This window comes from Corynebacterium aquatimens (genome assembly GCF_030408395.1).
GTDB classification, from domain to species: domain Bacteria; phylum Actinomycetota; class Actinomycetes; order Mycobacteriales; family Mycobacteriaceae; genus Corynebacterium; species Corynebacterium aquatimens.
Genome location: NZ_CP046980.1, coordinates 1,600,324 through 1,624,827, shown reverse-complemented (window position 1 = coordinate 1,624,827; position 24,504 = coordinate 1,600,324). Strand labels below are relative to the sequence as shown.

23 protein-coding genes and 2 pseudogenes are annotated in these 24,504 nt (G+C 60.6%); 16 read left to right on the top strand and 9 right to left on the bottom strand.

Annotation, left to right across the window (positions count from 1 at the left end; all coding sequences use genetic code 11):
* Positions 1–19 precede the first annotated feature (19 nt).
* Genes CAQUA_RS07340 through CAQUA_RS07320 form a run of 5 tightly spaced genes read right to left on the bottom strand, consistent with a single transcriptional unit; the run spans position 20 to position 4,838 of the window.
* A complete protein-coding gene (locus tag CAQUA_RS07340) occupies positions 20–1,450 on the bottom strand; it encodes a DUF4185 domain-containing protein (protein ID WP_231375331.1) in 1,431 nt (476 codons plus the stop codon).
* A gap of 60 nt (positions 1,451–1,510) precedes the next feature.
* Entirely contained in the window at positions 1,511–2,578 is a 1,068-nt protein-coding gene (locus CAQUA_RS07335) for a hypothetical protein (RefSeq protein WP_196823866.1), read from the bottom strand.
* Between the two features lie 21 nt (positions 2,579–2,599).
* A complete protein-coding gene (locus CAQUA_RS07330) occupies positions 2,600–3,517 on the bottom strand; it encodes a DUF808 domain-containing protein (RefSeq protein WP_196823867.1) in 918 nt (305 codons plus the stop codon).
* A gap of 55 nt (positions 3,518–3,572) precedes the next feature.
* Complete coding sequence (locus CAQUA_RS07325) at positions 3,573–4,124, bottom strand: ribonuclease FAU-1 family protein (protein WP_196823868.1); 552 nt, start codon at positions 4,122–4,124, stop codon at positions 3,573–3,575.
* Positions 4,125–4,139: 15 nt separating this feature from the next.
* On the bottom strand, positions 4,140–4,838 hold the full coding sequence (locus tag CAQUA_RS07320) for an Rv1157c family protein (protein WP_196823869.1): 699 nt from the start codon (positions 4,836–4,838) through the stop codon (positions 4,140–4,142).
* 237 nt (positions 4,839–5,075) lie between these two features.
* Here CAQUA_RS07320 and typA point away from each other — a divergent pair, with 237 nt between their 5' ends.
* The 7 genes from typA (at position 5,076) to CAQUA_RS07285 (ending at position 12,197) form a co-directional block, all read left to right on the top strand.
* Positions 5,076–6,992, top strand: coding sequence for a translational GTPase TypA (typA, locus tag CAQUA_RS07315; RefSeq protein ID WP_196823870.1), 1,917 nt, complete (start codon positions 5,076–5,078; stop codon positions 6,990–6,992).
* A gap of 11 nt (positions 6,993–7,003) precedes the next feature.
* A complete protein-coding gene (locus CAQUA_RS07310) occupies positions 7,004–8,743 on the top strand; it encodes an ABC transporter family substrate-binding protein (RefSeq protein ID WP_196823871.1) in 1,740 nt (579 codons plus the stop codon).
* Positions 8,740–9,621 (top strand): N-acetyl-1-D-myo-inositol-2-amino-2-deoxy-alpha-D-glucopyranoside deacetylase, encoded by an 882-nt coding sequence (gene mshB, locus CAQUA_RS07305; RefSeq protein ID WP_196823872.1) that lies wholly within the window; start codon positions 8,740–8,742, stop codon positions 9,619–9,621. The genes CAQUA_RS07310 and mshB overlap by 4 nt, the downstream gene beginning before the upstream one ends.
* Before the next feature lie 15 nt (positions 9,622–9,636).
* Positions 9,637–10,029 carry a hypothetical protein gene (locus CAQUA_RS07300; RefSeq protein WP_196823873.1) on the top strand — a complete coding sequence of 131 codons (393 nt, stop codon included), beginning with the start codon at positions 9,637–9,639 and terminating at the stop codon, positions 10,027–10,029.
* 67 nt (positions 10,030–10,096) lie between these two features.
* Positions 10,097–10,420: a ferredoxin gene (fdxA, locus tag CAQUA_RS07295; protein ID WP_196823874.1), complete on the top strand. Its 324-nt coding sequence runs from the start codon at positions 10,097–10,099 to the stop codon at positions 10,418–10,420.
* Between the two features lie 19 nt (positions 10,421–10,439).
* Positions 10,440–11,570, top strand: coding sequence for a succinyldiaminopimelate transaminase (dapC, locus tag CAQUA_RS07290; RefSeq protein WP_196823875.1), 1,131 nt, complete (start codon positions 10,440–10,442; stop codon positions 11,568–11,570).
* Positions 11,571–11,666: 96 nt separating this feature from the next.
* The gene (locus CAQUA_RS07285) at positions 11,667–12,197 is read left to right on the top strand and encodes a GtrA family protein (protein WP_376993190.1); all 531 of its coding nucleotides are present in this window, start codon (positions 11,667–11,669) and stop codon (positions 12,195–12,197) included.
* Positions 12,198–12,269: 72 nt separating this feature from the next.
* Here CAQUA_RS07285 and dapD read toward each other — a convergent pair whose 3' ends face one another.
* The 3 genes from dapD to CAQUA_RS07270 form a co-directional block, all read right to left on the bottom strand.
* A complete protein-coding gene (gene dapD / locus CAQUA_RS07280) occupies positions 12,270–13,259 on the bottom strand; it encodes a 2,3,4,5-tetrahydropyridine-2,6-dicarboxylate N-succinyltransferase (RefSeq protein ID WP_196823876.1) in 990 nt (329 codons plus the stop codon).
* Between the two features lie 169 nt (positions 13,260–13,428).
* On the bottom strand, positions 13,429–14,898 hold the full coding sequence (locus CAQUA_RS07275) for an amino acid permease (RefSeq protein ID WP_196823877.1): 1,470 nt from the start codon (positions 14,896–14,898) through the stop codon (positions 13,429–13,431).
* A 10-nt stretch (positions 14,899–14,908) separates the two neighbouring features.
* Positions 14,909–15,883 (bottom strand): 2,3,4,5-tetrahydropyridine-2,6-dicarboxylate N-succinyltransferase, encoded by a 975-nt coding sequence (locus tag CAQUA_RS07270; protein WP_196823878.1) that lies wholly within the window; start codon positions 15,881–15,883, stop codon positions 14,909–14,911.
* A 42-nt stretch (positions 15,884–15,925) separates the two neighbouring features.
* On the opposite strand from CAQUA_RS07270, the gene dapE reads away from it, so the two are divergent.
* The 7 genes and pseudogenes from dapE to CAQUA_RS07235 all read left to right on the top strand — a co-directional run.
* A complete protein-coding gene (gene dapE, locus CAQUA_RS07265) occupies positions 15,926–17,038 on the top strand; it encodes a succinyl-diaminopimelate desuccinylase (RefSeq protein WP_196823879.1) in 1,113 nt (370 codons plus the stop codon).
* A gap of 34 nt (positions 17,039–17,072) precedes the next feature.
* Positions 17,073–17,906: an LOG family protein gene (locus tag CAQUA_RS07260; protein ID WP_376993188.1), complete on the top strand. Its 834-nt coding sequence runs from the start codon at positions 17,073–17,075 to the stop codon at positions 17,904–17,906.
* Between the two features lie 26 nt (positions 17,907–17,932).
* Positions 17,933–18,745 carry a dihydropteroate synthase gene (gene folP / locus CAQUA_RS07255; protein ID WP_196825525.1) on the top strand — a complete coding sequence of 271 codons (813 nt, stop codon included), beginning with the start codon at positions 17,933–17,935 and terminating at the stop codon, positions 18,743–18,745.
* The gene (locus CAQUA_RS07250; protein WP_196823880.1) at positions 18,742–19,467 is read left to right on the top strand and encodes a glucosyl-3-phosphoglycerate synthase; all 726 of its coding nucleotides are present in this window, start codon (positions 18,742–18,744) and stop codon (positions 19,465–19,467) included. Before folP ends, CAQUA_RS07250 begins: the two co-directional genes overlap by 4 nt.
* 10 nt (positions 19,468–19,477) lie before the next feature.
* A complete protein-coding gene (locus tag CAQUA_RS07245) occupies positions 19,478–19,882 on the top strand; it encodes a cell division protein DivIVA (RefSeq protein WP_231375332.1) in 405 nt (134 codons plus the stop codon).
* A gap of 38 nt (positions 19,883–19,920) precedes the next feature.
* Positions 19,921–20,091: a DUF3117 domain-containing protein gene (locus tag CAQUA_RS07240; RefSeq protein WP_196823881.1), complete on the top strand. Its 171-nt coding sequence runs from the start codon at positions 19,921–19,923 to the stop codon at positions 20,089–20,091.
* Positions 20,091–20,243 (top strand): annotated as a pseudogene (locus tag CAQUA_RS07235) (methyltransferase domain-containing protein); the annotation flags it as partial. The gene CAQUA_RS07240 and the pseudogene CAQUA_RS07235, both read left to right, overlap by 1 nt.
* 17 nt (positions 20,244–20,260) lie before the next feature.
* On the opposite strand, the gene CAQUA_RS07230 reads toward CAQUA_RS07235, so the two are convergent.
* The gene (locus CAQUA_RS07230; protein WP_196823808.1) at positions 20,261–21,565 is read right to left on the bottom strand and encodes an ISL3 family transposase; all 1,305 of its coding nucleotides are present in this window, start codon (positions 21,563–21,565) and stop codon (positions 20,261–20,263) included.
* Positions 21,566–21,695: 130 nt separating this feature from the next.
* Here CAQUA_RS07230 and CAQUA_RS07225 point away from each other — a divergent pair.
* Both CAQUA_RS07225 and CAQUA_RS07220 read left to right on the top strand, forming a co-directional pair.
* Positions 21,696–22,418, top strand: a pseudogene (locus tag CAQUA_RS07225) (methyltransferase domain-containing protein); the annotation flags it as partial.
* Between the two features lie 55 nt (positions 22,419–22,473).
* The gene (locus CAQUA_RS07220; RefSeq protein WP_196823883.1) at positions 22,474–24,501 is read left to right on the top strand and encodes an acyltransferase family protein; all 2,028 of its coding nucleotides are present in this window, start codon (positions 22,474–22,476) and stop codon (positions 24,499–24,501) included.
* Positions 24,502–24,504 lie beyond the last annotated feature (3 nt).

Below are 24,504 nucleotides of genomic sequence, written 5' to 3'. Positions count from 1 at the left end.
AGAAGCCCCGATCGCGCGGCTAGTCGCGCGGTGTGACGTTCTCTGCCGCAACCTCGATGACGTCCTGGTTGCCCACCGTTGTGTGGGAGACCGGGGCGGATTCGATGCCGAAGAACTTGTCTAGGCCCTTGACGTTGAACTGCGTGGACATGTAGCGCGAGTTGTCGCCGGTGTTCCACTGGGAGACAACAAGATCGAGGTTGTCCAGGGTGGAACCTGGAACAATGTAGCCGCCGTAGAGCTGCGTGAAGTTGTGCGCGTTCTGCGGCGCGTACCAACCGCCGCGTCCCGCGACAACCACGTGGGCGGGTTTAATGGAGTCCCAGTTGGTTGCGATCTCCTTAGAGACGCGGACTTCAATAGACGCGGTGCCCTCATTGAACATAGCCAGTACCCAGTGGCCCTGGATGTAGCGCAGGTTCATCTCGCCGGCTTTGACGTAGCTGCGCAGAATCGGTGTGGCTTTGCTGCCCCAGGTCTTGGTCTTGGGGTCGTAGCTCTCCCAGAGGTCGCGGTCGTCGATGTTCCACGGGCGGAAGCGGGACAGGTACACCGGATCCTGGCGCTTGAACTGGGAAGACACCACGTAGATGTAGCCGTCGGGGCCCTTTTCCCAGCTCAACAGGTTGCCCATGCCCTTGAGGTGGAACTGGTCGCCCTTCCAGACTGACTCCCACGTTTTGCCGTTGTCGGTGGACTTCCAGATTTCGGTGCCGGTGACGTTGCCAAGGCCCTTGTTCCACATGCCCTGCATGTACAGGGTCCCGTCCAGGTTGATCACGTCTGATGGGATGAACGTGGTCATGTCGATGTTGCTGTAATAGCCAATGAGGGGCTGGGCACGGATGCCGTCGTTAAGCGGGCGTGTGACGCGAATGGTGCCGGATGAATCTTTCTCCCCAACCATGCCGGTGGGGCTAAACCACTGGCCTTCGCCGAACTTGCCGCCGGTGAACGAGTCCCCGAAGATGATCGCGAATTCGCCGTCGTCGTTCAGGGGTGCCATCATGCCTAGGTCAGCCGCGCCCAGGCCCATGATGTACTTCACGCCGGGGCCCAACAAGTCACCAATTAGCGTAACGACGAGGCCCTCTGAAACCGTCTCTGCCTTAGGGATATACCGCGTTTCGCGGTCAGGGTTCTTCCATCCTGGAAGGGCGAAGAACGGAAAGTTCTCGAAGTACTTGGCCAAGCCGAAGAAGTCGAGGATCTTGTAAAGGATCTCCCAGAAGTTCAGGCCGAAGGCACTCGAAGTGTCCTGAGCCGAGCCGAACGCGCTTTCCACCTGCTTGGAGGAGTTCAGCGCGGCATCGATGGGGCTCGGTGCGTTCACGCCGTCGGCCTCTTGGGCGATCGCAACCGTGGGTGGAATGACAGCTACGGTGCTTGCGGATCCCACGGCCAGCGCGATGGCTGCAGCGGTGGGTGCGACGAATTTCCTAACAAACATGGCTACCTCTTCTTTTTTCTATAACGACGCGAGAAATATTACAGGACGTTTGCGTGTTTGTTAGTCCTCATCGCGGTAGCGGTGGCGGCCAGCATCAGGGTTCGCGGCTCTGCGGGCACGGCGAAGCTCAACTCGCTCGGTCTCGGAGAGGTAGCGGCTTTCTTCGAGCTCTTCATGCTTATCGACGACATCTGCGACCACCTCGTTCGCGGGCAGGAACACCGGACGCGCTTCGGGGTTGGGGGTTGCGTAGTCTTCCTCGTCAACGGCGGCGTTGCCGTCGACGGTGATGGCATACGAGCCGTCGCCAAGCGTCTGCACGCTCCACGCGCGGGAGGAGATTGCTTCCGCCACGAGCGGGGGGACGTGGGAAAAGGGGCCGGCGCCTACGTCGATGACGGCCTCGGTGGGGGAGCTATCGCCAGCGTCGCTGGCGGGAAACAGAAAACAGTGCGCCGCAACGTCGTGGGCGTCGCCGTCGGGGCCGAGTGATTCGACTGAATCCAGCAGGGCTGCAATGGCCGCGGCGTCGTCTTTGATGACGGGCCCGAGTACGCGCTCGTCGAGCGTTGCAACGACCGCGTTGCCTACCCGCGAAAGGTGGACAAACCAGTGGCCGGGGGAGAGGCGTTCCAGTTCGCGTGGCGTGAAGTCGCCCTGCGTGACGTTGATTCGGGCGCTCGCGCCGGGGGAGGCCACCATGGCCATGGCAGCTACGTTGTTGCGCGGTACCGCCAGTTCGGCGGGAGGAAGGTGGAGATCAACCTCGAAGACACCGGTGGAAGAACGCACGGTGAACGTGGCGTGGACGAGCGGGGCGTAGCCGGCGTCAAAGATGGTTGTGAGCGTGGCAAATGACTCCCGGTCGGAGGCCGCGACCTCGCCGATGATGGCTCCGTCGCCACCGAGCAACCCGGCATTGTCGTGCCAGCGCAGCCGCCACGTGCCCACTACGGGATCTGCTTCGAGCAGGACGCGTGAGCGGAACACCTGGTCAAACCCGGTATCCAGTGCGGCGAGGGCGGGCGCGTAGGCGTCAAAAAGCAGTGCTTGGACAACTGCGCGGGCGCTCACCGTGACGCTTCGCGCGGAAGCGGCGGGCAGGAGCGGGTAGGGCAGTTGGTTCATGCTTCAAGCTTAGCGACGGCCCTAGCTGCGGGCAGAAACCAACCTCTTCACGCCTTTAGTGATGAACAGGACCAAGAAACCGGTGATTAGCCCAGCGATGAGGGACACGGCTGTTTCCGCCATCCAGCCGAGCGCGCCCCCGCCAGCGGCGTGGACGAGGTGCTCAGCCACGTCGTGCGGCCAGCTGAACCCGAGGACCTCATGGAGACCGCGGATGATCAGGTGGCCACCGACCCACAGCATCGCGATCGTGCCGATGATGCCGATGGCCTGCAGCACGTAGGGCATGCCCTTCACTAGCACCCGGCCGAATCCTGCGCCGCGATCTTCTTCAATCATGTGCAGGCCGATGTCGTCAATCTTGACGAGCAAGCCCACCGCGCCGTAGACACCAAAGGTGATGCCGATTCCAACGACCAACAGCACGAAGAATTCCATCCAGAGGGGCTGATCGGCGACCTCATCAAGCGCGATAATCATGATTTCCGCCGACAGAATCAGATCCGTGGTGATGGCCTGCTTGACCAGCGTGTCCTCATCCTCGGGAGTCTTTTCGGTCGGGTCGTGGTCGTCCTCGCCTGAGTGGAAGAGCTTGTGCGCGATCTTCTCAGCGCCTTCGAAGCAGAGGTACGCGCCACCAACCATGAGGATGGGCACCAGGAGGAACGGTGCGACGGCGTTCAGCAACAGCGCAACCGGGAGGATGAAGATTAGTTTGTTGCGCAGCGAGCCTTTGGTGATCTTCCAGATCATGGGTAGCTCGCGGGCAGGGGTCACGTTAGAGACGTACTGCGGCGTCACCGCCGCGTCGTCGATGACCACGCCTGCAGCCTTCGTGGATGTTTTTGCTGCCATTGCAGCAACGTCGTCCATGCTGCTGGATGCTGTGCGGGCAATCAGCGCCACGTCATCAAGCACCGCGAGTAGGCCACCGGCCATGGGTCCCTCTTTTCAGCCGTCGGTGGGAAGGGGTTAACAGGTGGCCAGTGTAGCGTTAGCCCACCGGCATGAGCTCAACTTCATCGGCCCATGTCAGTTCGATGCCCAAGGTGCGCAGCCATTCCATCGGGTCATCGGAGTGACGCGTAATGCCCTCAACGGCGTTGAGCGTGACCTCAATCGCCTGCTCTGCTTCTTCCGCAGAGATCAAACCAGCGGATGTGGCCGCCGCCAACTCATCAATATCGATGACATCAATCGGTTCGCCGGTATAAGAAACCAAGTCCACGTAAAGGTCGCGGGTGCGCCACACGCCGTCCTCAACGTCAATTGATGCGACGTCAAAGTAGTAGTCCTGCTGGGTGTCATATCCCTCACGGAAGTGGAAGATGTTCGCGCGCAGGCCAAGATCGGGCAGCAGCCAGCTTTCGAGGTACCCGAACTTCGGGTGGTTGGCACCGCGGGCCATGTACAGGCCAAAGTCCGTCACTTCGAACTTGTCCACCTCGCGCAAGTAGCCCTTCGGGTCAGTATTGATCTTCGCGTCGGTGTCAAAGGTTTCCTGCTTCACAGGATGCAAGTCAGGCGTGTTCACTTCTGCGTCCATCTTCTACTCCCTTCGTTAGTTCACTCTCACGCTGATCGCTGTGGGCGCAAATCCGCAGGTATTCGTGGTTGTTCGGACTGATCCATCGACGACTGCGAGGATGGTTCCCGGTCCGGTTGTGGCCGCACCGGACAATGTTGTCGGTCCTGTTGGGTTTATCCCTTTGTTACCCAAAGGTGTTACACCCGTGCGCAAGGTGTTCAGGTTTATCCAGTAGACGTTCATGCCGCCCTGGTCCCGTGCAGCGGGTGGTGTGCCCAGTGCCGTGAACACGAACGTCGCTTGCCCGGGGCCTGGCGCTGGGCTCGGGATACGTGCCGGGCCGGGCACGGCGATGAGCGTGCCGGTGGAGTTTAGGCCCGGCCCCATGCAGTTGCGGGACACAGTGGGCCAGTACGCCTGACGGAACTGCGGTGGATTTGCCGGAACGTCCACGCCGCCGTCGCCGTCATTCGTCGACAAGAAGTTCAGCCCGCTCAGCAGCGCGTCGCGTACCTGAGGGGGAATGAAGGGTTGGTTGGCAAAGTCACGCACGAGTTTCTGGGTGTGAGGCGTAGGCCGGCCCAAGTGGTCCACGTAGGCAGACGATCCCTGCGCCGATGTCCCCGGTAACGGCTGGGCTGATGCGGTTTCGGTAGCAACACTGGTGATCAGTGCGGACCCCGTGATCACAGCGACGGCGGTTACGCACGCGCGCTTGATGGACTTCAGCATTGATTTCCTCCTCGGGGTAGCTGGCGACTCCACTGACGTGGTCCCAGCTAAAACACAGACAACAATAGGCAACTTTAGTAGCAATAGTTACATTTGCAACACATTTCCCAAAATTTTTGTTTGTGTCGGGAAAGTTGCGGAAATTGCCCCGCGAGATCGTCGGAGTCGCCGAAGAGGGGTAGGGTTTTTAGCGTTCTACACGCCAATGAACACCCTCACATCTATAAGGAGAAGCGCGTGTCCCATCCGGAGTTCCGTAATGTAGCCATCGTTGCCCACGTTGACCACGGCAAAACCACCCTTGTTAATGCGATGCTGGAGCAATCCGGCGTCTTCGGCGACCACGGCGAACACGGTGACCGCGTCATGGATTCCGGTGAGTTGGAGTCAGAGCGTGGTATCACGATTCTGGCCAAGAACACCGCCATCCGCCGCAAGGGTGCAGGCAAAGATGGCTCGGACTTGGTCATCAACGTCATTGACACCCCGGGCCACGCGGACTTCGGTGGTGAGGTGGAGCGCGGTCTGTCCATGGTGGACGGCGTCGTGCTTCTGATCGATGCTTCGGAAGGTCCGCTGCCGCAGACCCGCTTTGTCTTGGGTAAGGCCCTGGAGTCGAAGAAACCGGTCATCATCTGCGTGAACAAGACTGACCGCCCGGATGCACGTATCGATGAGGTGGTGGAGGAAGCACAAGACCTCCTGCTTGAACTCGGTGCAAACTTGGAAGACCCGGAGGCGGCTGAGGCGGCGGAGAATCTGCTGGAGCTGCCGGTGCTCTACACCTCTGGCCGTGCGGGCCGCGCGTCGCTGGAAAACCCGGGCAACGGTGAGTTGCCGGACAATGAGAACCTGCAGCCGCTCTTTGACGTCATTTATGACGTCCTCCCGGAGCCGTCCGCGGACGTCGATGCCCCGTTCCAGGCACAGGTCACCAACTTAGACTCCTCGTCCTTCCTGGGCCGTATTGCTCTGATCCGTGTCTACCGCGGCAGCGTGAAGAAGGGCCAGAACGTCGCGTGGGTTCACTATGACTCCGAGGGCCAGCAGCACGTTAAGAACGTCAAGATCGCTGAGCTTTTGGTCACCGAGGGCCTAGAGCGCGTCCCTGCCCAAGGCGAGGTGATCGCTGGTGACATCGCGGCCGTGAGCGGCATCGACGAAATCATGATCGGTGACACCCTGTGTGATGTTGAGGCAGTCGTGCCACTCGAGCGCATCAAGGTCGATGACCCGGCGATCTCCATGACGATTGGCGTGAACACGTCGCCGATGGCTGGCCGCAACGGCGGCGACAAGCTCACCGCACGAATGGTCAAAGCCCGCCTTGACCAGGAGCTCATCGGTAACGTCTCCATCAAGGTTCTGCCCACCGACCGTCCGGATGCGTGGGAAGTCCAAGGCCGCGGCGAAATGGCACTCACCGTCCTCATCGAGACCATGCGTCGTGAAGGCTTTGAGCTCACCGTGGGTAAGCCCCAGGTGGTCACCAAAGAGATCGACGGTACGACCTACGAGCCGTACGACCACATGGTGGTTGACACCCCGGCTGAGTACCAGGGCAACGTCACCCAGCTCATGGCCAACCGTAAGGGCCAGATGACGTCTATGTCCAACACCGGTTCGGGGGACTGGGTCCGCATGGAGTTCGATGTTCCATCGCGCGGCCTGATCGGTTTCCGCACAACCTTCCTCACTGAAACCCGTGGTTCGGGCATCGCCAACTCGTATTCCATCGAGCACCGCCCGTGGGCTGGCGAAATCAAGGGTCGCCCGACTGGCTCACTCATCGCGGACCGCTCCGGCCAGGTAACGGCGTACGCGCTGACCCAGCTGGCAGACCGTGGTGATTTCTTCGTTGAACCGGGTGCGGAGACCTACGAGGGTATGGTCGTCGGCGCGAACAACCGCGATGAAGACATGGACATCAACATCACCAAGGAAAAGAAGCTCACCAACATGCGCTCTGCCACGGCGGACGCGACGGTGACCCTGGCCAAGGCGAGGTCGCTGTCCTTGGAAGAAGCCATCGAGTTCTGCGATGACGACGAGTGCGTGGAGGTCGCGCCGGAGGCCATGCGCGTGCGCAAGGTAATTTTGAACTCCACCGAGCGCGGCAGGGCGCGTTCACGCGCAAAGCAAATGAGCAAGTAACCTGGGAGGGTATGAAGCGCCGCTGCCGTACCACCACCGCCGCCATGGCGGTCGTGATTCCAGCGGCGCTGAGCTTTGCGTGCACGGCCGACCCAGGTCCGCCACCGATCGTGGAGCAAACGGACGACCCCACATCCGCGCGTGAGAACGAGCCGCCTGCCGCACCCGCTGAGCGCTCGCAAGTCCAGGTTGCCTCGCAGCCGCTGAAGAATGGGCTTAACCCGCACGTGCTTGCCGACGAAAACTCGACCGTACAAGCCGTCGCTGATCTAGTTTTACCGAGCGTGTTCTACAACGGGGTACGGGACACCAACCTGACCCGTGACGTGCGGGAAATCCCGGTTCCGTATGACGCTCCGAGCGGAACGCAGTTTGCGGTGCGCTACGACATCGCGGATGCCGCGCAGTGGTCCGATGGCACGCCGATTACGGGCAAAGACTTCGTCTACTTGTGGCGCGGTATGCGCGTGACGCCGGGTGTGGTCAACGCCGCGGGCTATCACGCGATTTCTGACGTGCGGGTAACTGGTGCGGCGGGCAAAACGGTAGACGTGTTATTTTCCCAACCGGTCGCGCACTGGCAGGAACTTTTCACCCACTTGCTTCCGTCGCACTTGCTTGCCTCGGACAGCGCGGATTTCGCCTCGGCGTTGTCGGACACAATTCCTGCGTCCGCCGGCCGCTACCGGGTCCAGGACGTTGACCGCGGCCGCGGCACCATTACCTTGAACCGCAATGACAGGTTCTGGGGTTTCGCGCCCGCTGCGATTGATGTGGTGCGTATTAGTGATGTGCGTTCTACGGAGCAAGCTGCGGATCAGCTCCGTTCCAAGCAGATTGCGTTTCTAGATCACGTCCCTGGAGAAACGACTCGCCGCACGTACGAGCTCATTCCCGCAACCCAGGTGCGCATGGTGGACGGCCCGAGAGAACTGGGCATCAACGTCTCTGACACCTCGGACATTCTGAAAGATCCTGCTGTGCGCGCCGAGCTCGCTTCGCTTATCGACGTCCCGCTGATCGCCAGTATCGCCGCGGGACGCAGTGCCGATCTCGCATTGCCATCGACGATGGCAGCAACGTTCATCCCTGGCGCTGAAAATGACAGTGCGCTGAAGGGGATCGTCGATAAGCATCGTGCCCTGCGAATCGGCGCTGACCCCCGCGATGGCCAAGCGATGTCGGCAGCCCGGGCGATTGTGGACGCGCTGAACCAAAAGGGGATCAAGGCTGAGTCCGTGGTGAGCGATTATGCGGATTTGGTGGGGCGGCGGATGCCCGAAGGCCTCGTGGATGCTGTTGTGGCGTGGCGCGTGGGCGGGGATTCCCCGATTGATCTGGCGAGCATGCTGACGTGCGAGGAACCTCCCGTGAACACCCCAGCCTTCGATTCGACTGGGGCGGCAACCCCGTCGGCGACTGCTGGCGCTGCCGCAACCGCGGCGCGCGGGGAGCGGTGCACGCCCGAGGCTCGCCAGTTGGCCGCCGATGTGTTGTCCGGCGCGCTCCCGGCAGAGCAGGCCCGCGATGCCGTCTCCGGGTTCCTCACCCAACGTGCCGTGTGGATCCCCTTGATGCGGGAGCGTCGCGTGCAAGCCTTGGGAACCTCCATCGTGGGGCCGTCCCCGCAGCTTGCGCAGTGGGACCAGGGCCTGGAAAGCGCCGCTCAATGGCACCTTGCAACAGGTCCCTCGGGTCCGGTGGAACCAACACCAGAGGGGCAAGAGGGGCTACCAGAAGGAGAACGATGAGAGATCTAACCGGCTACCGCGTCGTCGCTGTGCATGCTCACCCCGATGATGAATCGATTTCTACAGGAGGAGCACTAGCCGATCTGGCGCGGCGCGGCGCCGACGTGCTCGTGGTGACGTGCACGTTGGGTGAAGAAGGCGAGGTCATCGGCGAGACCTACCAGGAATTGACGGTGGATCACGCCGACCAACTCGGTGGCTACCGCATCCATGAGCTCTCGCGAGCCTTGCAGATTCTGGGCGTACGGGGCGAGTTCCTGAAAGCCCCGGGTGCCTTCCGCGACTCGGGTATGGCTGGCTCTCCTGCACACGCGAACCCGCGGGCCTTTGTGAATTCCGGCGAGCGCAGCGTCAACGCACTCGTGGAGATTTTCACGCGCACGAAACCGCACCTCGTGCTGACGTACGACCCCAACGGGGGGTATGGCCACCCCGATCACATCCATGCCCACCGCATCACCCACATCGCTGCGGAAAAAGTCGGGGTACCGCGCATCCTCTGGGCAGCCCGACTGCGCAGTGAACTCGAAGCGGCATTGCCGACTAAGGCGCCCGACGGGTGGACCCTACCCGCGCCGGGTGAGCTCGACGCGGTCGATACAAGCGACACCTGGGTGGAGATGGATGCCGTGGTGTACGCGGCGAAGGTGGAGGCCATGGCCGCCCACGCAACCCAGCTGTGGATTGCGGACGGGCGCGTGAGTCCCACGAATCCCCACGATGCGCGCGTACCCCACGGTGCAGCATCATCGGATGAGACCATCTACGCTTTGTCCAACCTGATTGCTCAGCCGATCATTCGACGCGAACACTACCTCTTCGGGGCCGGTGTACCACTTGACCACGGTGCGGATCTGCTAGCGGGGATCCCTCTTTAAAATCCCACCAGAACAGTGAACACGAATACCAAGCAGCCGGGGCACGAGGCCAGGAACTACCCGCGTTCGGAGATTAGAGCCGCGCTGGTGTGGCTTTCCGTCTTCGCGCTCATGTCGGTGCTTGTAGAAGTGTCCTATCTTCCGCTGGAAATCCGAGGGTTTCCGGTTCCGCTGGCGCATCTGTTGGCATTTGGATTCACGATGGTTCTTACTAAAACGGCCCGCCTGTGGAGTCCGGCTCTCCTCATCGCAGCAACCCCGCTCCTGGCGTGGCTAGCAGGCTTTTTCCTCTTTTTCTATGCCGTGGACGTCACTTCAATGATCATGCAGTCTGAGCCTGCGCGTGCGTGGGCTTTGTTAATCGCCGGCCTAACTGGTGGCGGTTGGCCCTTAGCAGCCAAAAAATGAGATAATTGACTGCCTGTTTCGTGACAACATTTTTTAAGTCAGCTTTCTGGAGGAGTGTTACACGCTCATGACTTACATCATCGCCGAACCGTGCGTTGACGTGATGGACCGCTCGTGCGTTGAAGAGTGCCCGGTCGATTGCATCTACGAGGGGAAACGGTCCCTTTATATTCACCCAGACGAATGCGTCGACTGCGGTGCGTGCGAGCCCGCCTGCCCCGTGGAGGCAATCTTCTACGAGGACGATCTGCCTGAGGAATGGGATAAGTACTACGACGCGAACGTCGCGTTCTTTGACGATCTTGGTTCCCCGGGTGGTGCTGCCGCAACGGGGCCGCTCGACTTCGACGCACCGTTCGTTGCCAGCCTCCCACCGATGAACCAAGACTAGTTACACCCAAGGAGTCTTCATGCCGCGCACTTCGCTTGCATCGATCCTCCCGGACTTTCCATGGGACACGCTGACCAGCGTTCGCGCAAAGGCCGCCAAGCACCCAGACGGTGTGATCGATCTGACTGTCGGATCGCCGATCGACCCCGTGGACCCGGGCATCCAGCTCGCTTTGTCCGAGGCTGCAACGCTGTCCGGTTACCCGCAGACCGTGGGCACGCCCGCTCTGCGTGAGGCGATCGCTGCTGCGATGGAGCGCCGCCACGGCGTGCCTGGCATCACCGCGTCGGTGAAAGACTCCCAGCTCCTTCCGGTGATCGGCACGAAGGAAGCGATCGCGTGGTTGCCCACGGTGTTGGGTCTGCGCGGTGAAACCATCATCATCCCGGAGGTCGCGTACCCCACCTATGAGGTATCAGCCCTGCTCGCGGGGTGCACGCCCGTGCGTAACGACGACCCGGCGGCGCCCGGTGAGCCCGCCGCGCTGGTGTACCTGAACTCGCCGTCGAACCCCACCGGCCGTGTGCGTACTGCGAGTCAGCTGCGTGCCTGGGTCGAGTACTCGCGCGAAACTGGCGCAATCATTGCGTCCGACGAATGCTACTTGGGGCTTGGCTGGGACGATGAGATGAAGCCGATCTCGATCCTTCACCCGGACGTCTGCGGTGGGGATTTCACCAACCTGCTAGCGATTCATTCCTTGTCGAAGACCTCGAACCTGGCGTCCTACCGCGCCGGCTTCCTCGCGGGCGATACCGCCCTCATTACCGAACTTACGGAGGTGCGCAAGCACTCCGGCCTCATGGTTCCTGGTCCCATCCAGCACGCCATGACTGCAGCGCTTAACGACGACACGCATGAGGATCTGCAGCGGGCCGTGTACGGCAAGCGCCGCGCGGTGCTCATGCGGGCACTGATCGAAGCTGGTTTCACCATCGACCACTCTGAGGCTGGCCTTTACCTTTGGGTATCACGCACAGACGATGGCAAGGCTTTCAGCGCCGATGAACTGATTGACTGGTTCGCTGAACGCGGAATCCTGGCGGCGCCGGGCCACTTCTACGGCCCGTCCAGCAACGACCACGCCCGCCTGTCCATGACCGCGACGGATGAGAACATCGCCGCGGCCGCCGCACGCTTAGCTAAGTAGGGTTCGGTGACTTCCGCTCATTCACAGAAAGCTGGTGCAAAAGAGACCAGCAAACCGACTAACACCACTCCCACACCACGCGGGGGAAGCACGGTCGTGCGTATCCTGCCGCAGCTGCGTGAGTTCATCAAGTTCGGCGTCGTTGGCGGCTCCGGCGTGATCGTGAACCTGGCTACGGTCTACGTGGTTACCAAACTTCTTGATGCGTCGGGTATCACGGCCGACGACGTGTTTACCAGCTTGGCGGGTACACGCTTCAATATCCGCTGGTACCACGTGATCATGACCATCGCGTTCGTAGTGGCCAACACGTGGAATTACCAGCTCAACCGCTCGTGGACGTTCCGTAAGCTCCCGCAGCGGTCTTGGATCAGCGGCTACTTCCCGTTCCTCGCAACCGGCATTCTGGCGTTCCTCGTCTCCCTGACGGTCTCCACCCTGCTAATGAACCCGACTTCACTACTCGCGCTGCCGCCCGAGATCTTCGATGATTCCTCCGGCTTACGCACACGCGTCTACTGGGCAGCGGCCATCTCAACGTTGGTAGCGATGCCCGTGAACTTCGTGATCAACAAAATTTGGACCTTCGGGCGCCCGAAGGTCGTGATGGTAGACGAACACCCGTGAGCCGCTGAAGCGGCTCACGGAAAACGGCGTCAACCGTTAAATCGTCGTGAGCCGCTGAAGCGGCTCACGACGCTAGTTGTTCGAGTGGAGTTCGTCGTTAAGCTCAATGCCCTTCGCCCGCGTTGCTTCAACGGCGCCGGTGAGGGAGTTGCGGCGGAAGAGAAGTCCGTTGCGGCCGGAGAGTTCAAGTGCCTTGATGGTGACGCTGCCGTCCTCAAGCGCGTTCGCGGTGTCGAGTCCAAGCGCGGAGACCACGTCAGAAAGAACCTTTACCTTGGTGCCCGCGGTGACATACAGGCCAGCCTCGACCGTGCAGTCATCGCCCAGCGAAATACCAATTCCGGCGTTCGCGCCGAGTAGGCAGCGTTCGCCGATGGTGATGGTCTCCTTGCCGCCGCCGGAAAGGGTACCCATGATGGAGGCGCTGCCGCCGATGTCTGTGCCGTCGCCCACGATGACGCCGGCGCTGATGCGGCCTTCCACCATGGACGTGCCCAGGGTGCCGGCGTTGAAGTTCACAAAACCCTCGTGCATGACGGTGGTGCCGTCGGCCAAGTGTGCGCCAAGGCGAACGCGATCAGCGTCACCGATACGAACACCGGAGGGGACAACGTAGTCCACCATGCGGGGGAACTTGTCCACGGAGTAGACGACTACAGGGCCGCGCTGCGCGAGGCGGCCGCGCACCACCTGGAAATCAGCGACCGCGCACGGGCCGTAGTTGGTCCACACAACGTTGGCCAGCAAGCCGAAAATGCCGTCAAGGTTCGCGCCGTGCGGCTTGACCAAACGGTGGGAGAGCAGGTGCAGGCGCAGGTATGCGTCGTAGGAATCCACCGGTGCGTCGTCCAGCGATGCGATCGTGGTGGTCACCGGAACGCGGGCCACACCGCGGTCCTCATCCGGGCCGACCAGGTGGGCGAACTGCTGCGGGGTTTCTTCCAAGCGGGTGGTTCCGGTTTCCGTAACGGAGTCATCCAGCTTCGGCGCCGGGTACCACACGTCCAAGACCGTCCCGTCGTGCGTAACGGTTGCCAGGCCACGAGCAATTGCAGCAGTCATAGAGCCAACGTCCTTTTCCTGTTTTTTGGTTCTTGCTTTTTGGGATTCCTATTTGTCCGATCCTACGGGACCGGAGCCGGGATGTTGCCAATGTGAAAATTGAAACAATTTCAGACTAAAGGGGCGTTCCGTGTAAACACGAAACGCCATGCCAAAAAGGGGGGAAAATTTAGTCGCTTTCAGCGCGCACGCGCTCCCTGTCTGCCAAGGTTTGCGCATTAGCGCCGGAGTTGTGGTGAACGATGAGGCTGGCGACCACGATGATCGCGACAATCACGGCTGTGGACGCAAGCTCCAAACGGCCGCCTTGGTTAAACAGCATGAGGGTGACAAATCCGAAGATGGTAGCCAAGGTGACCCACGCCAACCAGGGGTAGCCCCACATGCGTACTTCCGTGATCTCACCAGTGCGGACCAACTCTGGGTGCAGCTTCAGGTAGGACGCAATGACACCGATCCACACGGCCAAGAGGCATCCACCCACGGCGTTGAGCAGGAAGGTCAGAAGGCCAGGCGGGCTCCAGTAGTTCAGGGCAACGGTGACAATGGCGAAGAAGATCGACAACAGCACCGCGTACGTTGGCACACCGGAAGCATTGGTCTGGTTGAAGAACTTCGGTGCGTCACCCCCGCGCGACATGGAGTACAGAAGGCGGGAGGAGCCGTAAAGCTGCGCATTACATGCTGACAGGAGCGCCATGACAATGACCACTTCCATGATGCCCACGGCACCCGGAATGTTGGCCTGTGACAGAACAGTCGTGAACGGAGACTCCGACGCGTCATCCGCTTTACCGATTTCGGAGTAGGGCAGGAGCAGAATGATCAGGAAAACAGAGCCGATGTAGAACACACCGATGCGCCAGATCGCGGAGCGAATAGCGGCGTGGACGGATTCCTTCGGGTTCTCCGACTCAGCGGCAGCGATGGTGACAACCTCGATACCGCCGAAGGCGAAGACCACCGCCAGCATCGCGGTTGCGATACCGCCGATGCCGTTCGGGGCGAATCCAACCTCAGAGAGCCTGCTGAAGCCAACCGCGTCACTGCCCGGCAGCAAACCAAAGACAAGCAGAATACCGATGATCAAAAAGGCGATGATCACCACGACCTTGATCAGGGCGAACCAGAACTCAAACTCGCCGTAGCCGCGAACAGCCATGAGGTTGATGCCGGTAAACAGGACCACCGCGATAGCCGCCGGAATCCAGGGGGCAACATCAAACCAGCCACTGATGATGAATGATGCACCGGTGATTTCCGCACCGACGATCATCATCTGCATGAACCAGTACAGCCACCCCAGCGTGAAACCACCACGCGGGCCGAAAGCTTGGTCAGCATAGGTAGCAAAAGAACCGGACGACGGCCGGGCCGCCACCATCTCAGCCAGCATCTGCATGACGCACACGGTGACAAAACCGGCGATGATGTAGGCGATGATCACGGCCGGACCAGCGGCTTGAATACCCACACCAGTTCCTAGGAACAGGCCCGCACCAATCGTGGACCCAAGGCCCATCATGGTGAGGTGGCGGGTTTTCAGCCCTTGATTGAGGCCCTCTGAATTTGTGGCCGAAGTAGCGGCCGGGGAAGCGGCGGCGTTCGCATTAGAACCCGCGGGCTGCGCAGTACTCATGCAACTTACGTTAGACCTCAGTCTTACGGTGCTTGACTACAGGGGTAGAACTATGCGGTGCCATGAAAATCGCCCAGTCTGATTCGTGGGTCACCTTGCGCGCTGGAACGTACGTATCACTTCGCCCGTCGTAAAGCACCGTGTCCGGCTCCAAGATGATGTTCGGCCCGATTTCGCACCGGTCGCCCACGTTGAGCCCAATTACGCCGGAGGAAGGGTGAATCACACAATTCGCGCCGACGCGCAGCGGCGTACGGTTGCTGTTGTCTTCACGCGCAGCCATGATCGTGGCCGACAAACCGATGTCCGTCCCGCCCTCGATCACGCAGGCGGACGACAAACGCCCTTCCACCCGCGCCGGACCAAGCGTGCCGGCGTTATAGGACACGTATCCCTCGCGGTTCACCGACGTCCCCGGCGCTAGGTACGCACCCAAGCGCACGCGCTCAGCGCCCGCGATGGTCACGCCGGACGGCACGACGTAGTCCACCATGCGCGGCAGCCTCTCAATGCCGTAAACGTGAATGGTTCCGCGACTGCGCAACTTGGTGCGCAACAACTCAAAGTCATCGGGCAAGCACGGCCCTTTATTCGTCCACACCACCGGGGTAAGCAACGACAGCGCATCGCGCATGTTCAGCTCCAGCGGCCGCACGAGGCGGTGGCTCAGCAGGTGAAGGCGCAGGTACACGTCGTGGGCATCAATCGCCGGGGAATCAAGGTCATGGATGTACGTGCGCACCGGCACTACTTCAACCTGGCGGTCGCGGTCCATGCCCACCAAGGACAACATCGAATCCGACAGTTCCCGCGCGCTCACCCTAAAGGTTCCGGGGTTCTGGCTACCAAAAATTCCCCGCACCTTCTGCGCGACCTCAGGCGCGTTGGTGTCTTCGATGAATTCAACCGAGGGGTACCAGGTATCCAGTACCGTTCCATTCGCTGCAATGTGTGCGATTCCAACCGCGTGCGCTCCCTGTGGCATAGCTTCATGCTACGTGGTGCGCGCCCCAGTTACAGTTGAAGCGTGACGCACACGCTAAACCTCGCAGGCGACCCCGTTGAGCTCTCCGCAGCTCTCATCGACATCCCCTCGCCCTCCCACCACGAAGAGACCATCGCCGACGCCATCGAGTCCGCGCTACGCACGCTTATCGACGACACACCCGTAGAACTGATCCGCCGCGGCCACACCATCGTTGCCCGCACCCACCGCGGATTCGACCAACGCGTCGTCCTCGCCGGCCACATCGACACCGTCCCGATTGCGGACAACGTTCCCCATCGCGTCCTTCGCTCCGCTCCGGACGCGGATTCTGACATTTTGTGGGGCTGCGGGTCCGTCGATATGAAGACCGGTATGGCGTGCTACTTGCATGCGTTTGCAACCCTGGCGCAGTCCCCGGACTTGAAGTATGACCTCACGCTGATCTGCTACGAAGCGGAGGAAGTCGCAGCTCAGTACAACGGGCTGGCGCAGTTGGAGCAACACGCGCCCGAGTTGCTCGCGGGTGATCTCGCGCTTCTTGGTGAACCCTCGGGTGCGATCATTGAGGCGGGCTGTCAGGGAACCATCCGCGTTTTTGTCATTGCACATGGACAACGTGCGCATTCAGCGCGAGCCTGGCTTGGCCACAATGCTGCTCATGACCTGGCGGGGGTCTTAGGGCGTATCGCTAATTACTCACCGCGCCGGGTCACCATCGCTGGGTGTGAATACCGCGAGGGCATCAACGTGGTGGGCCTAAGCGGGGGAGTGGCCACCAACACCATTCCCGATGAGGCCCGGATAACTGTGAACTTCCGTTTCGCGCCGGACCGCACTCTCGACCAGGCCAAGGCGCATCTGGAAGAAGTCTTGGCTCTTGAAGAGGCACTGGAACTAACATATGACGATGCCGTTGGTGGGGCGCTGCCTGGGCTCGATGACCCAGTAGCGCAGGGGCTGGTGCGAGCGGTTGGCGGCAATTACCGAGCGAAGTTCGGATGGACGGATGTAGCGAGGTTCTCTACCCTGGGAATTCCCGCCGTGAACTTCGGTCCCGGAGACCCGGGGTTTGCGCACAGGAAAGATGAGCAGTGTCCTATCGATCAGATTCGTACGGTCTCAGACACGCTGCTGACTTACTTGACCAGCTAAATTACCAACTATCAGATGTTAGAGAGGACCCTTCGTGGCCCCACAGATCACGCCTCGGCCGAAGAAAAGCACGTATTCCAGCCCGGGATCGAGCCCGAAGTTGGACCGTACACTCACAGGTCCCATCCTGCAGCGTGGGCAGAAGGACAACTCAACGTCCACCTATGACCAGCGTTTGCTGGAGATGCGCGCTGACCATGATTGGAAGCACGCTGATCCGTGGCGCGTGATGCGGATCCAGAGTGAGTTTGTCGCTGGATTTGATGCTTTAAGCGAACTGGGCAAAGCCGTCACCGTATTCGGTTCTGCGCGCCTGGAGGAAGGCACGAAGGAATACGAGCTTTCCCGAAAGCTCGGGTCCGCGCTGGTGGAAGCCGGATACGCAGTGATCACCGGCGGCGGCCCAGGATTGATGGAAGGCCCCAACCGCGGCGCGCACGAAGCGGGCGGAACATCGGTTGGCCTGGGCATCGAGCTGCCTTTCGAGCAGGGACTGAACCCGTGGGTCGATCTGGGACTGAACTTCCGCTACTTCTTTGCGCGCAAGGTCATGTTCCTCAAATACTCCCAGGCGTTCATCACGCTTCCCGGCGGATTCGGCACCTTGGATGAAGTCTTCGAGGTTTTGTGCATGGTCCAAACAGGCAAGGTCACAAACTTCCCGATCGTGCTCATGGGCACCGACTTCTGGGGCGGTTTGGTGGACTGGATCCGTAACCAGCAGCTTGCCCGTGGTCTTATTTCCCCAGGTGATGACGAGCTATTTTTGATTACGGATTCGGTGGATGAGGCCATCGAGTACATCGTAGAAGCGCACAAGCGCCTTCGCGAGGAGTCGGAAAACCGGCTTCGTGAGGAGCGCGAGTAGCGTCCGTGGGAAACCTTGCCGCCGTCATGGCGATCATCAACCGGACCCCGGATTCGTTCTACGACCGGGGGTCTACGTATGAAATGGACGCAGCCTTAGCGCGTTGCCGTGAAAGCGTGGATGACGGTGCCAGCATCCTTGATGTCGGGGGAGTGAAAGCAGGCCCGGGTGATGCGGTCGATGAGGATGAGGAAGCCTCGCGCGTCGTTCCATTGATCCGGCTCGTTCGCGAGCAACACCCCGACGTAGAAATCTCCGTCGATACGTGGCGCGCGTCTGTCGCAGAGAAGGCGATTGAGGCTGGCGCGACGCTGATTAATGACACATGGGCGGGCTTTGACCCTGATCTGGTGCGTGTCGCGGGCTCCCACGGCGTGGGCTATGTGTGCTCCCACACCGGCGGTCAGACGCCGCGGACGCGCCCGCACCGAGTGCACTATGACGACGTAGTCGCCGATGTTATTGAGCACACCACGCGCCTTGCTGAGTCAGCTGTTGATGCGGGTGTGCCTGCTGAATTCGTGTTCATTGATCCGACGCACGATTTTGGGAAGAACACATTCCACGGCCTTGAGCTTCTTCGCCGTATCGACGAGGTGGTGGCGACGGGCTGGCCAGTACTGATGGCGTTGTCGAATAAGGATTTCATCGGTGAGACCCTCGATCGGGACGTCGCTGACCGCGTCGCCGGATCTTTGGCTGCCACGGCATGGTGCGCAGCGAAGGGTGTCGCGGCGTTTCGTGTTCACGAGGTACGCGACACTATCGACGTGATCCGCATGACTGCGGCGATAACCGGGGACATGGCGCCGCTGAACACCATCCGGGGGTTGGCGTGAACATATCCGTGGTCATTCCCGCCCTCAACGAAGAGGAGACGGTTGCCCACGTTGTGGATGTGGCGCGATCGTCGCGCGCCAATGAAGTGATCGTTGTCGATTCGGATTCCACGGACGCTACTGCACAACGGGCATCGGATGCTGGGGCGAGAGTTGTTAACTGGCGTGAGATTGCCCCTGAGATTCCGGTCCGCCCGGGCAAAGGGGAAGCTCTCTGGCGCGGGGTAAAAGCTGCCACCGGGGACGTAATCGTCTTCATTGATGCGGACGTGACCAACGTTGAGCCGTGGTGGGTGGATGAATTAGCCGCGCCGTTTGAAGCCCCCGACGTCCAGCTGGTCAAAGCGAACTACACTCGTCTGCTTCGCGGCGCTCCTGGCGGAGGGCGGGTGACTGAACTCACCGCGAAGCCGCTCATCCACACTCTCTTCCCGCACCTTGGCCACATTGAGCAACCCCTGGGAGGGGAGTACGCGATACGTGCTGAGACTGCATTGCGTTTACCGTTCGTGGATGGTTACGGCATCGACGTTGGCCTTCTTCTTGATATCAGCACGCGATTTTCGGCTGCAAGCATTGGACAAGTCGATCTGGGCCAGCGGACTCACCGCAACCGCCCGATTAGTGAACTCAAGCCCATGGCGGAGATCGTTGCCCGCACGATTATGAACCGCGCCGAGGTAGCAGGAGTGGAGATCAGCCAGCGGCCGCCGTGGCGCTAAACTCAGAGCCATGCTTTCGTGGATCTTGCTCATCGCTGTCGTATTCGTCTTCGCCATTCTGGGGATCTGGGTATCGGCAGGGCTTTTCGGACGTGGAGAAGCGCTTCCCCCATTGGATGAGCCGGCGAAGGTCATTGAATCCAACCGCCGCGCGGTTGACGAGGGCCGTATTGATGACATTGTTTTGGAAGTCGTGCCCCGCGGATACCGCCAAGATCAAGTAGACGCGCTTATCGCACAATTGACTCGGACGGAATCGGTCGGGACGGAATCGGTCGGGACGGAATCGGTCGGGACGGAATCGGACAGGACGGAATTGTTCGAAACGGAATCGGCCGAACCGACTGCCGCAAAGGTGCCGTCCGTTGATGCCGCCGACGCCCAGCCTGCTGCTGTCGAAAAATCGGTAGAATAGGGGCATATTTTGTTCGAAGTTATCTAAGGGAGATCGTCATGGCAGCGATGAAGCCGCGTACCGGTAATGGTCCGATGGAAGCAGTGGAAGAAAGCCGCAAGATCGTGATGCGCATTCCCTCGGACGGTGGCGGTCGCCTTGTTGTGGAGCTGAACAAGGAAGAGGCGTCTGAGCTGGGCCAGCTCCTTCTGGATGTCGCTGGGGAGTAATGCTCAAAGACATCGTTGACGTCCTCGCCGATCCAGCGGATGGAACGCTGCTGCGTGGCGCGGACGATTTTGCACGGCTAGTTTCTGATTCGGGTCACTCCTATGACGTAGCTAAGCAGGGCTACGTCACTTTGGCCTCTGGAGCAGGTCTTAACCGGCTCTTCGTGTTTTAGAGTGCGTTGATCTTGGGTTGGAGGCCTCCGGAGTGGATTAGGCACCGCAAGATGTAGTGGTTGATGTTGCGGAATCCGAGGGCGATGCCGCGGAGGTGCTCGAGGCGGCCGTTGATGGCTTCGACCGGGCCGTTGGAGGCGCCGATGTCGAAGAACGCGAGGATGTCGGCGCGGCGTTTGTGCAGGGTACGACCGAGTTGGGCGAGTTCATCAAGCCCGGCTTGTCGTAGCCCGCGCAGCCGGTTGATCAACCGGCGCATCTTCGTTTTCGCGCGGGTCTTGTTCGGGTCTTCGTAGCAGTCGATGATCTCCTGGTACACCAGCCACGTTTCTTGCAGCACGGCGTAGTCGTCGTCGTAGTTGAACAACACATCCAGGCGGTGCTGCTGCTCACCGGTTAAAAAATCGATGCGGGTGAGCATGGTGCGGCGGTTTTTATATAACGGGTCGTTGGTTCTGCCGCGCCTGCCGTAGGTTTCACGCTGCAGCCGCTGCCGACACGCGGTGACTTTGTCGCCGGCAAGACGCACCACGTGAAACGGGTCCATCACCCGCCTGGCCTGAGGCAGGGCTTCATCGGCTGCGGTGGCGTAACCCTGAAACCCGTCCATGGTGATCACCTCCACCTGGTCGCGGAAGATTTTCGGACGTTGGTTGATCCAGCGGGTGAGCACTTCGGCGCTTCTGCCCGGGATGACATCAAGCAACCTGGCCGGTTGGCCGGTGTGCTGGTAAGTCATGTCCACGATCACGGTGACGAACCCGCCGCCGGCAGCCTTGCGGTTGTGGGCCCACTTGTGCTCGTCAACCCCGATGACGCGCACCCCGGCCAAGTGGTCGGGGTCGGCGACGAGGGCTCTGGCCATGGACAATGCGAGATCGCATGTCAGCTGCCAGCTAATCCCGAGTGCTTTGGCGGTGGCGGCAACGCTCATCCGGTCGATCGCTAAGCGCTGCAGGATCCAGCGCACCACCCGGTGGGTGACCTTCGAGCGGTCATCAGCGCAGGAAAGCGAAGCCCGGAAAATCTGCTGGGCGCAGGAATCGTTGCTGCATAGATACCGCGGCACCCGCACCCGCAGCCGGGTGGGAAACCCGACCACCGGCAGATCCACCAGTTGCCGGTAGGTGTGATCGCGCAACAAGCCCGGTTGCTGACACGACGGGCAGGCATTGATCGGGTCGAGCGTTTCACAGTCGATAACGGTGCACTCGTCGTTGTGCGCGGCATTGGTGATCGCCAACCCAAGCTCCGCGGTGCGGCAAATGGTGTCGGCGACGATGTTGGAACTAGGCTGCATACCAGGGTCCTTGTTGGGTTGTGGATTGGCTTGAACACCTAAATCCTTAACCCAGCAAGGACCCCCACATCTTGTGCAACACCCCAGCACCCCAAGAAACGACCAACGCACTCCCAATCACGAAGAGCCTCTTAACCACTCCGGCGATAGTGCCGAAATGATTGCGTCGCGCGAAGCATTCTTGTCCCGCGGACACTTTTCCCCGTTCGTGGAGACTGTCACCGATCGGGTCATTGACGCAATTGACCGCCTAGATCCTGATGGCAGCGCGGCACAAGCTCCCACCATTTTGGAAGTCGGCGCTGGCACTGGCTACTACTTGGCCCACACGCTCGATTCGATTGAGGATGCTCGGGGTGTTGGGATCGACATTGCCGTGCCGGCTGCGAAGCTCCTTGCCAAAGCGCACCCGCGTTTGGGTGCTGTCGTAGCTGACGTGTGGGATGGTCTACCCATTCGTGATGAATCCATTGATGCCATCACCGTCATCTTTGCCCCGCGAAATCCCGCTGAGTTTGCACGAGTGCTACGCCCCGGCGGCGAAGTAATCGTGGTCACGCCTCAACAGGGTCACCTGGATGAGTTGCGTGAGCCCCTGGGGATCTTGGGTGTGGAACCGGGGAAGATGGAGCGCATGGTGGAACAAGCTCAGGAGTACCTGCGGCTTGATGGTGAACCAGAGGTCATGAACATCCCGATGCAGCTTGACCGTGAGTCCATCGCCGCGCAGGTGGGGATGAGTCCCTCCGCGCGGCACATTGAACCGGAGACGTTGCGGGATCGCGTAGAAGCGCTGCCCTCCACTCTGAGCGTGACGGCGCGCGCCCATTTGACGCGCTTTAGGAAGGCGTAAGATACTCTTCACTCTGTACTAAATCCGTTTAGTCTGCGCGGAAAGAGTAGGTGTCATGCCAAAACCCGTGGGTCATCCAGGGCGCTACGTACCCGGCCTAGACGGCCTGCGCACGATCGCAGTTCTGCTGGTTGTTGGCTATCACATGAACCTACCTGGATTCGCGGGTGGTCTTCTTGGTGTGGGTGTGTTCTTCACACTGTCGGGCTACCTGATTACGGCGAATTTGGCGCGGTCCTACTTTGACCGCGGGGATTTGAACTTGGGCCAATTCTGGGTTCGAAGGTTCAGACGTCTCATGCCGGTCATGGTCGTGACCGTCGTTGTTGTGACGATACTGTGCTTGATTTTTGAGCCCTCGGCGATGGGGAAGAGGGGACCGGAAGCACTCTCTTCACTGTTTTATGTGAACAACTGGCACACGATCATCCAGGGCGATTCCTACTTCAACAGGTTCGCCGGTTTAGGCCCGCTGGATCACATGTGGTCGCTGTCGATTGAAGAGCAGTTCTATCTCCTGTGGCCGGTGGTTCTCACGGCTTTGTTCTTCCTGCTGCGTAGGCCGTGGGCCGTGACTGTGGCGACGACGGTGCTTGCCCTGGTGTCGTTTGCGTGGATGAGTTACCTCGTTGAACCGGGGATGGACCAGACCCGCGTGTACGAAGGCACGGATACGCGTGCTGGTGGCCTGCTCCTTGGCGCAGCATTGGCGATTTGGTTCGGCTACCGGCGCTCGCGCGGAAAGCCCGTCGTTGCACCCGAGTGGGCTGCTGGTCTGCTGGGTGCGTGCGGGCTCATTGTGATTCTCACGATGGCCGTTCGCGTGGAACGAAATGATTTGTTCCTTTACCACTCGGGCTTCCTCATCTTGAGTCTCGCCACGGTCCTCGTCATCGTTGCGGTTTCCAACCAGCGATCGATCTGGGCGGCAGCCCTTGGTTGTTTACCAATGCGGTGGATCGGTGAGCGTTCGTACGGAATCTATTTGTGGCATCTGCCATTCATTTATTTCCTCCCCACTGCGTGGATCACCAACCACCGCTGGTGGAGCGCCCTCTTTGTCACGCTGGCGTCGACCGCCCTGGCGGCGGTGAGCTGGACTCTGTTTGAAGACCCGATTCGCCGCAACGGCTTTTTTGCTCACATGCGCAAGGCGTTACCCGCCAAGGAGCGCTTCGCGCCGTTGACCACGGGTGCAATCATCGCCCTGCTTGGTCTCGTCAGCATCGGCGCAGCTCCGCTCGTGGGCGGACACACCGCTCCTGCTAACCAAAAAGGTCAAGCGATGGAGCTGCCAGAAGGGACCGGCGGTGGGCGTGTGACGCGCGATCAGCCGAAGGACACCGCGGACACCGCGGGATCTACCTCTCAGTGGGGCAAGCAACCCGCTGACACGCTCATGATGTGTGAGGAAGTCGTCCATGTCGGTGACTCGACGTCTCTTGGGATGTTCAATCCAGAGCTACTGCCAGCGGGAGCCCCGGTGGCATCGGACCGCTACCTAGATAAAGGCGCGGGCGCTGTGCAAACGAGTGTCTTCGGTGCGCGTGCAACGAACCTCGGCTTCTCCACGCCGGACGGGCAGGTTTACCCATCGGCGATCGAGTCAGCTACGGAGCTAAAGAACCGTGGCGTGCCGGAAGACACATGCTGGGTGATCGCGACTGGAGTCAACGATGCCGCCAATGTGGATGCGGCCGGCGGTGGCCCAGACATGATCGCGGACATGGAAAAGAACATCCGCAAAATGTTGGACATCCTCGACGGGGATCGCGTGATGTGGCCGACAGCGGCGACGGGTACGCCGTCGGATATGTACTACGCGAATGAGAACATGAAGGTGTTCAATGACACCTTGCGTCGGGTGGCAAAGGATTACCCGAACCTAGTCATCTTCGACTGGGCGTCGGAGGCCCGCGCCCACTTGGATTGGTACCTCGAAGGCGACGAAGTCCACTACAACGCCATCGGCAATGACCAGCGCGGCATCCGTTTCGCAGCAGCACTGGCGAAGGCGTTCCCGCGCGGCGTGGATGAATCCACCCGCCCGCGCGGCGCAGTGGTGAGCTCAGGCGTGAACTAAGAA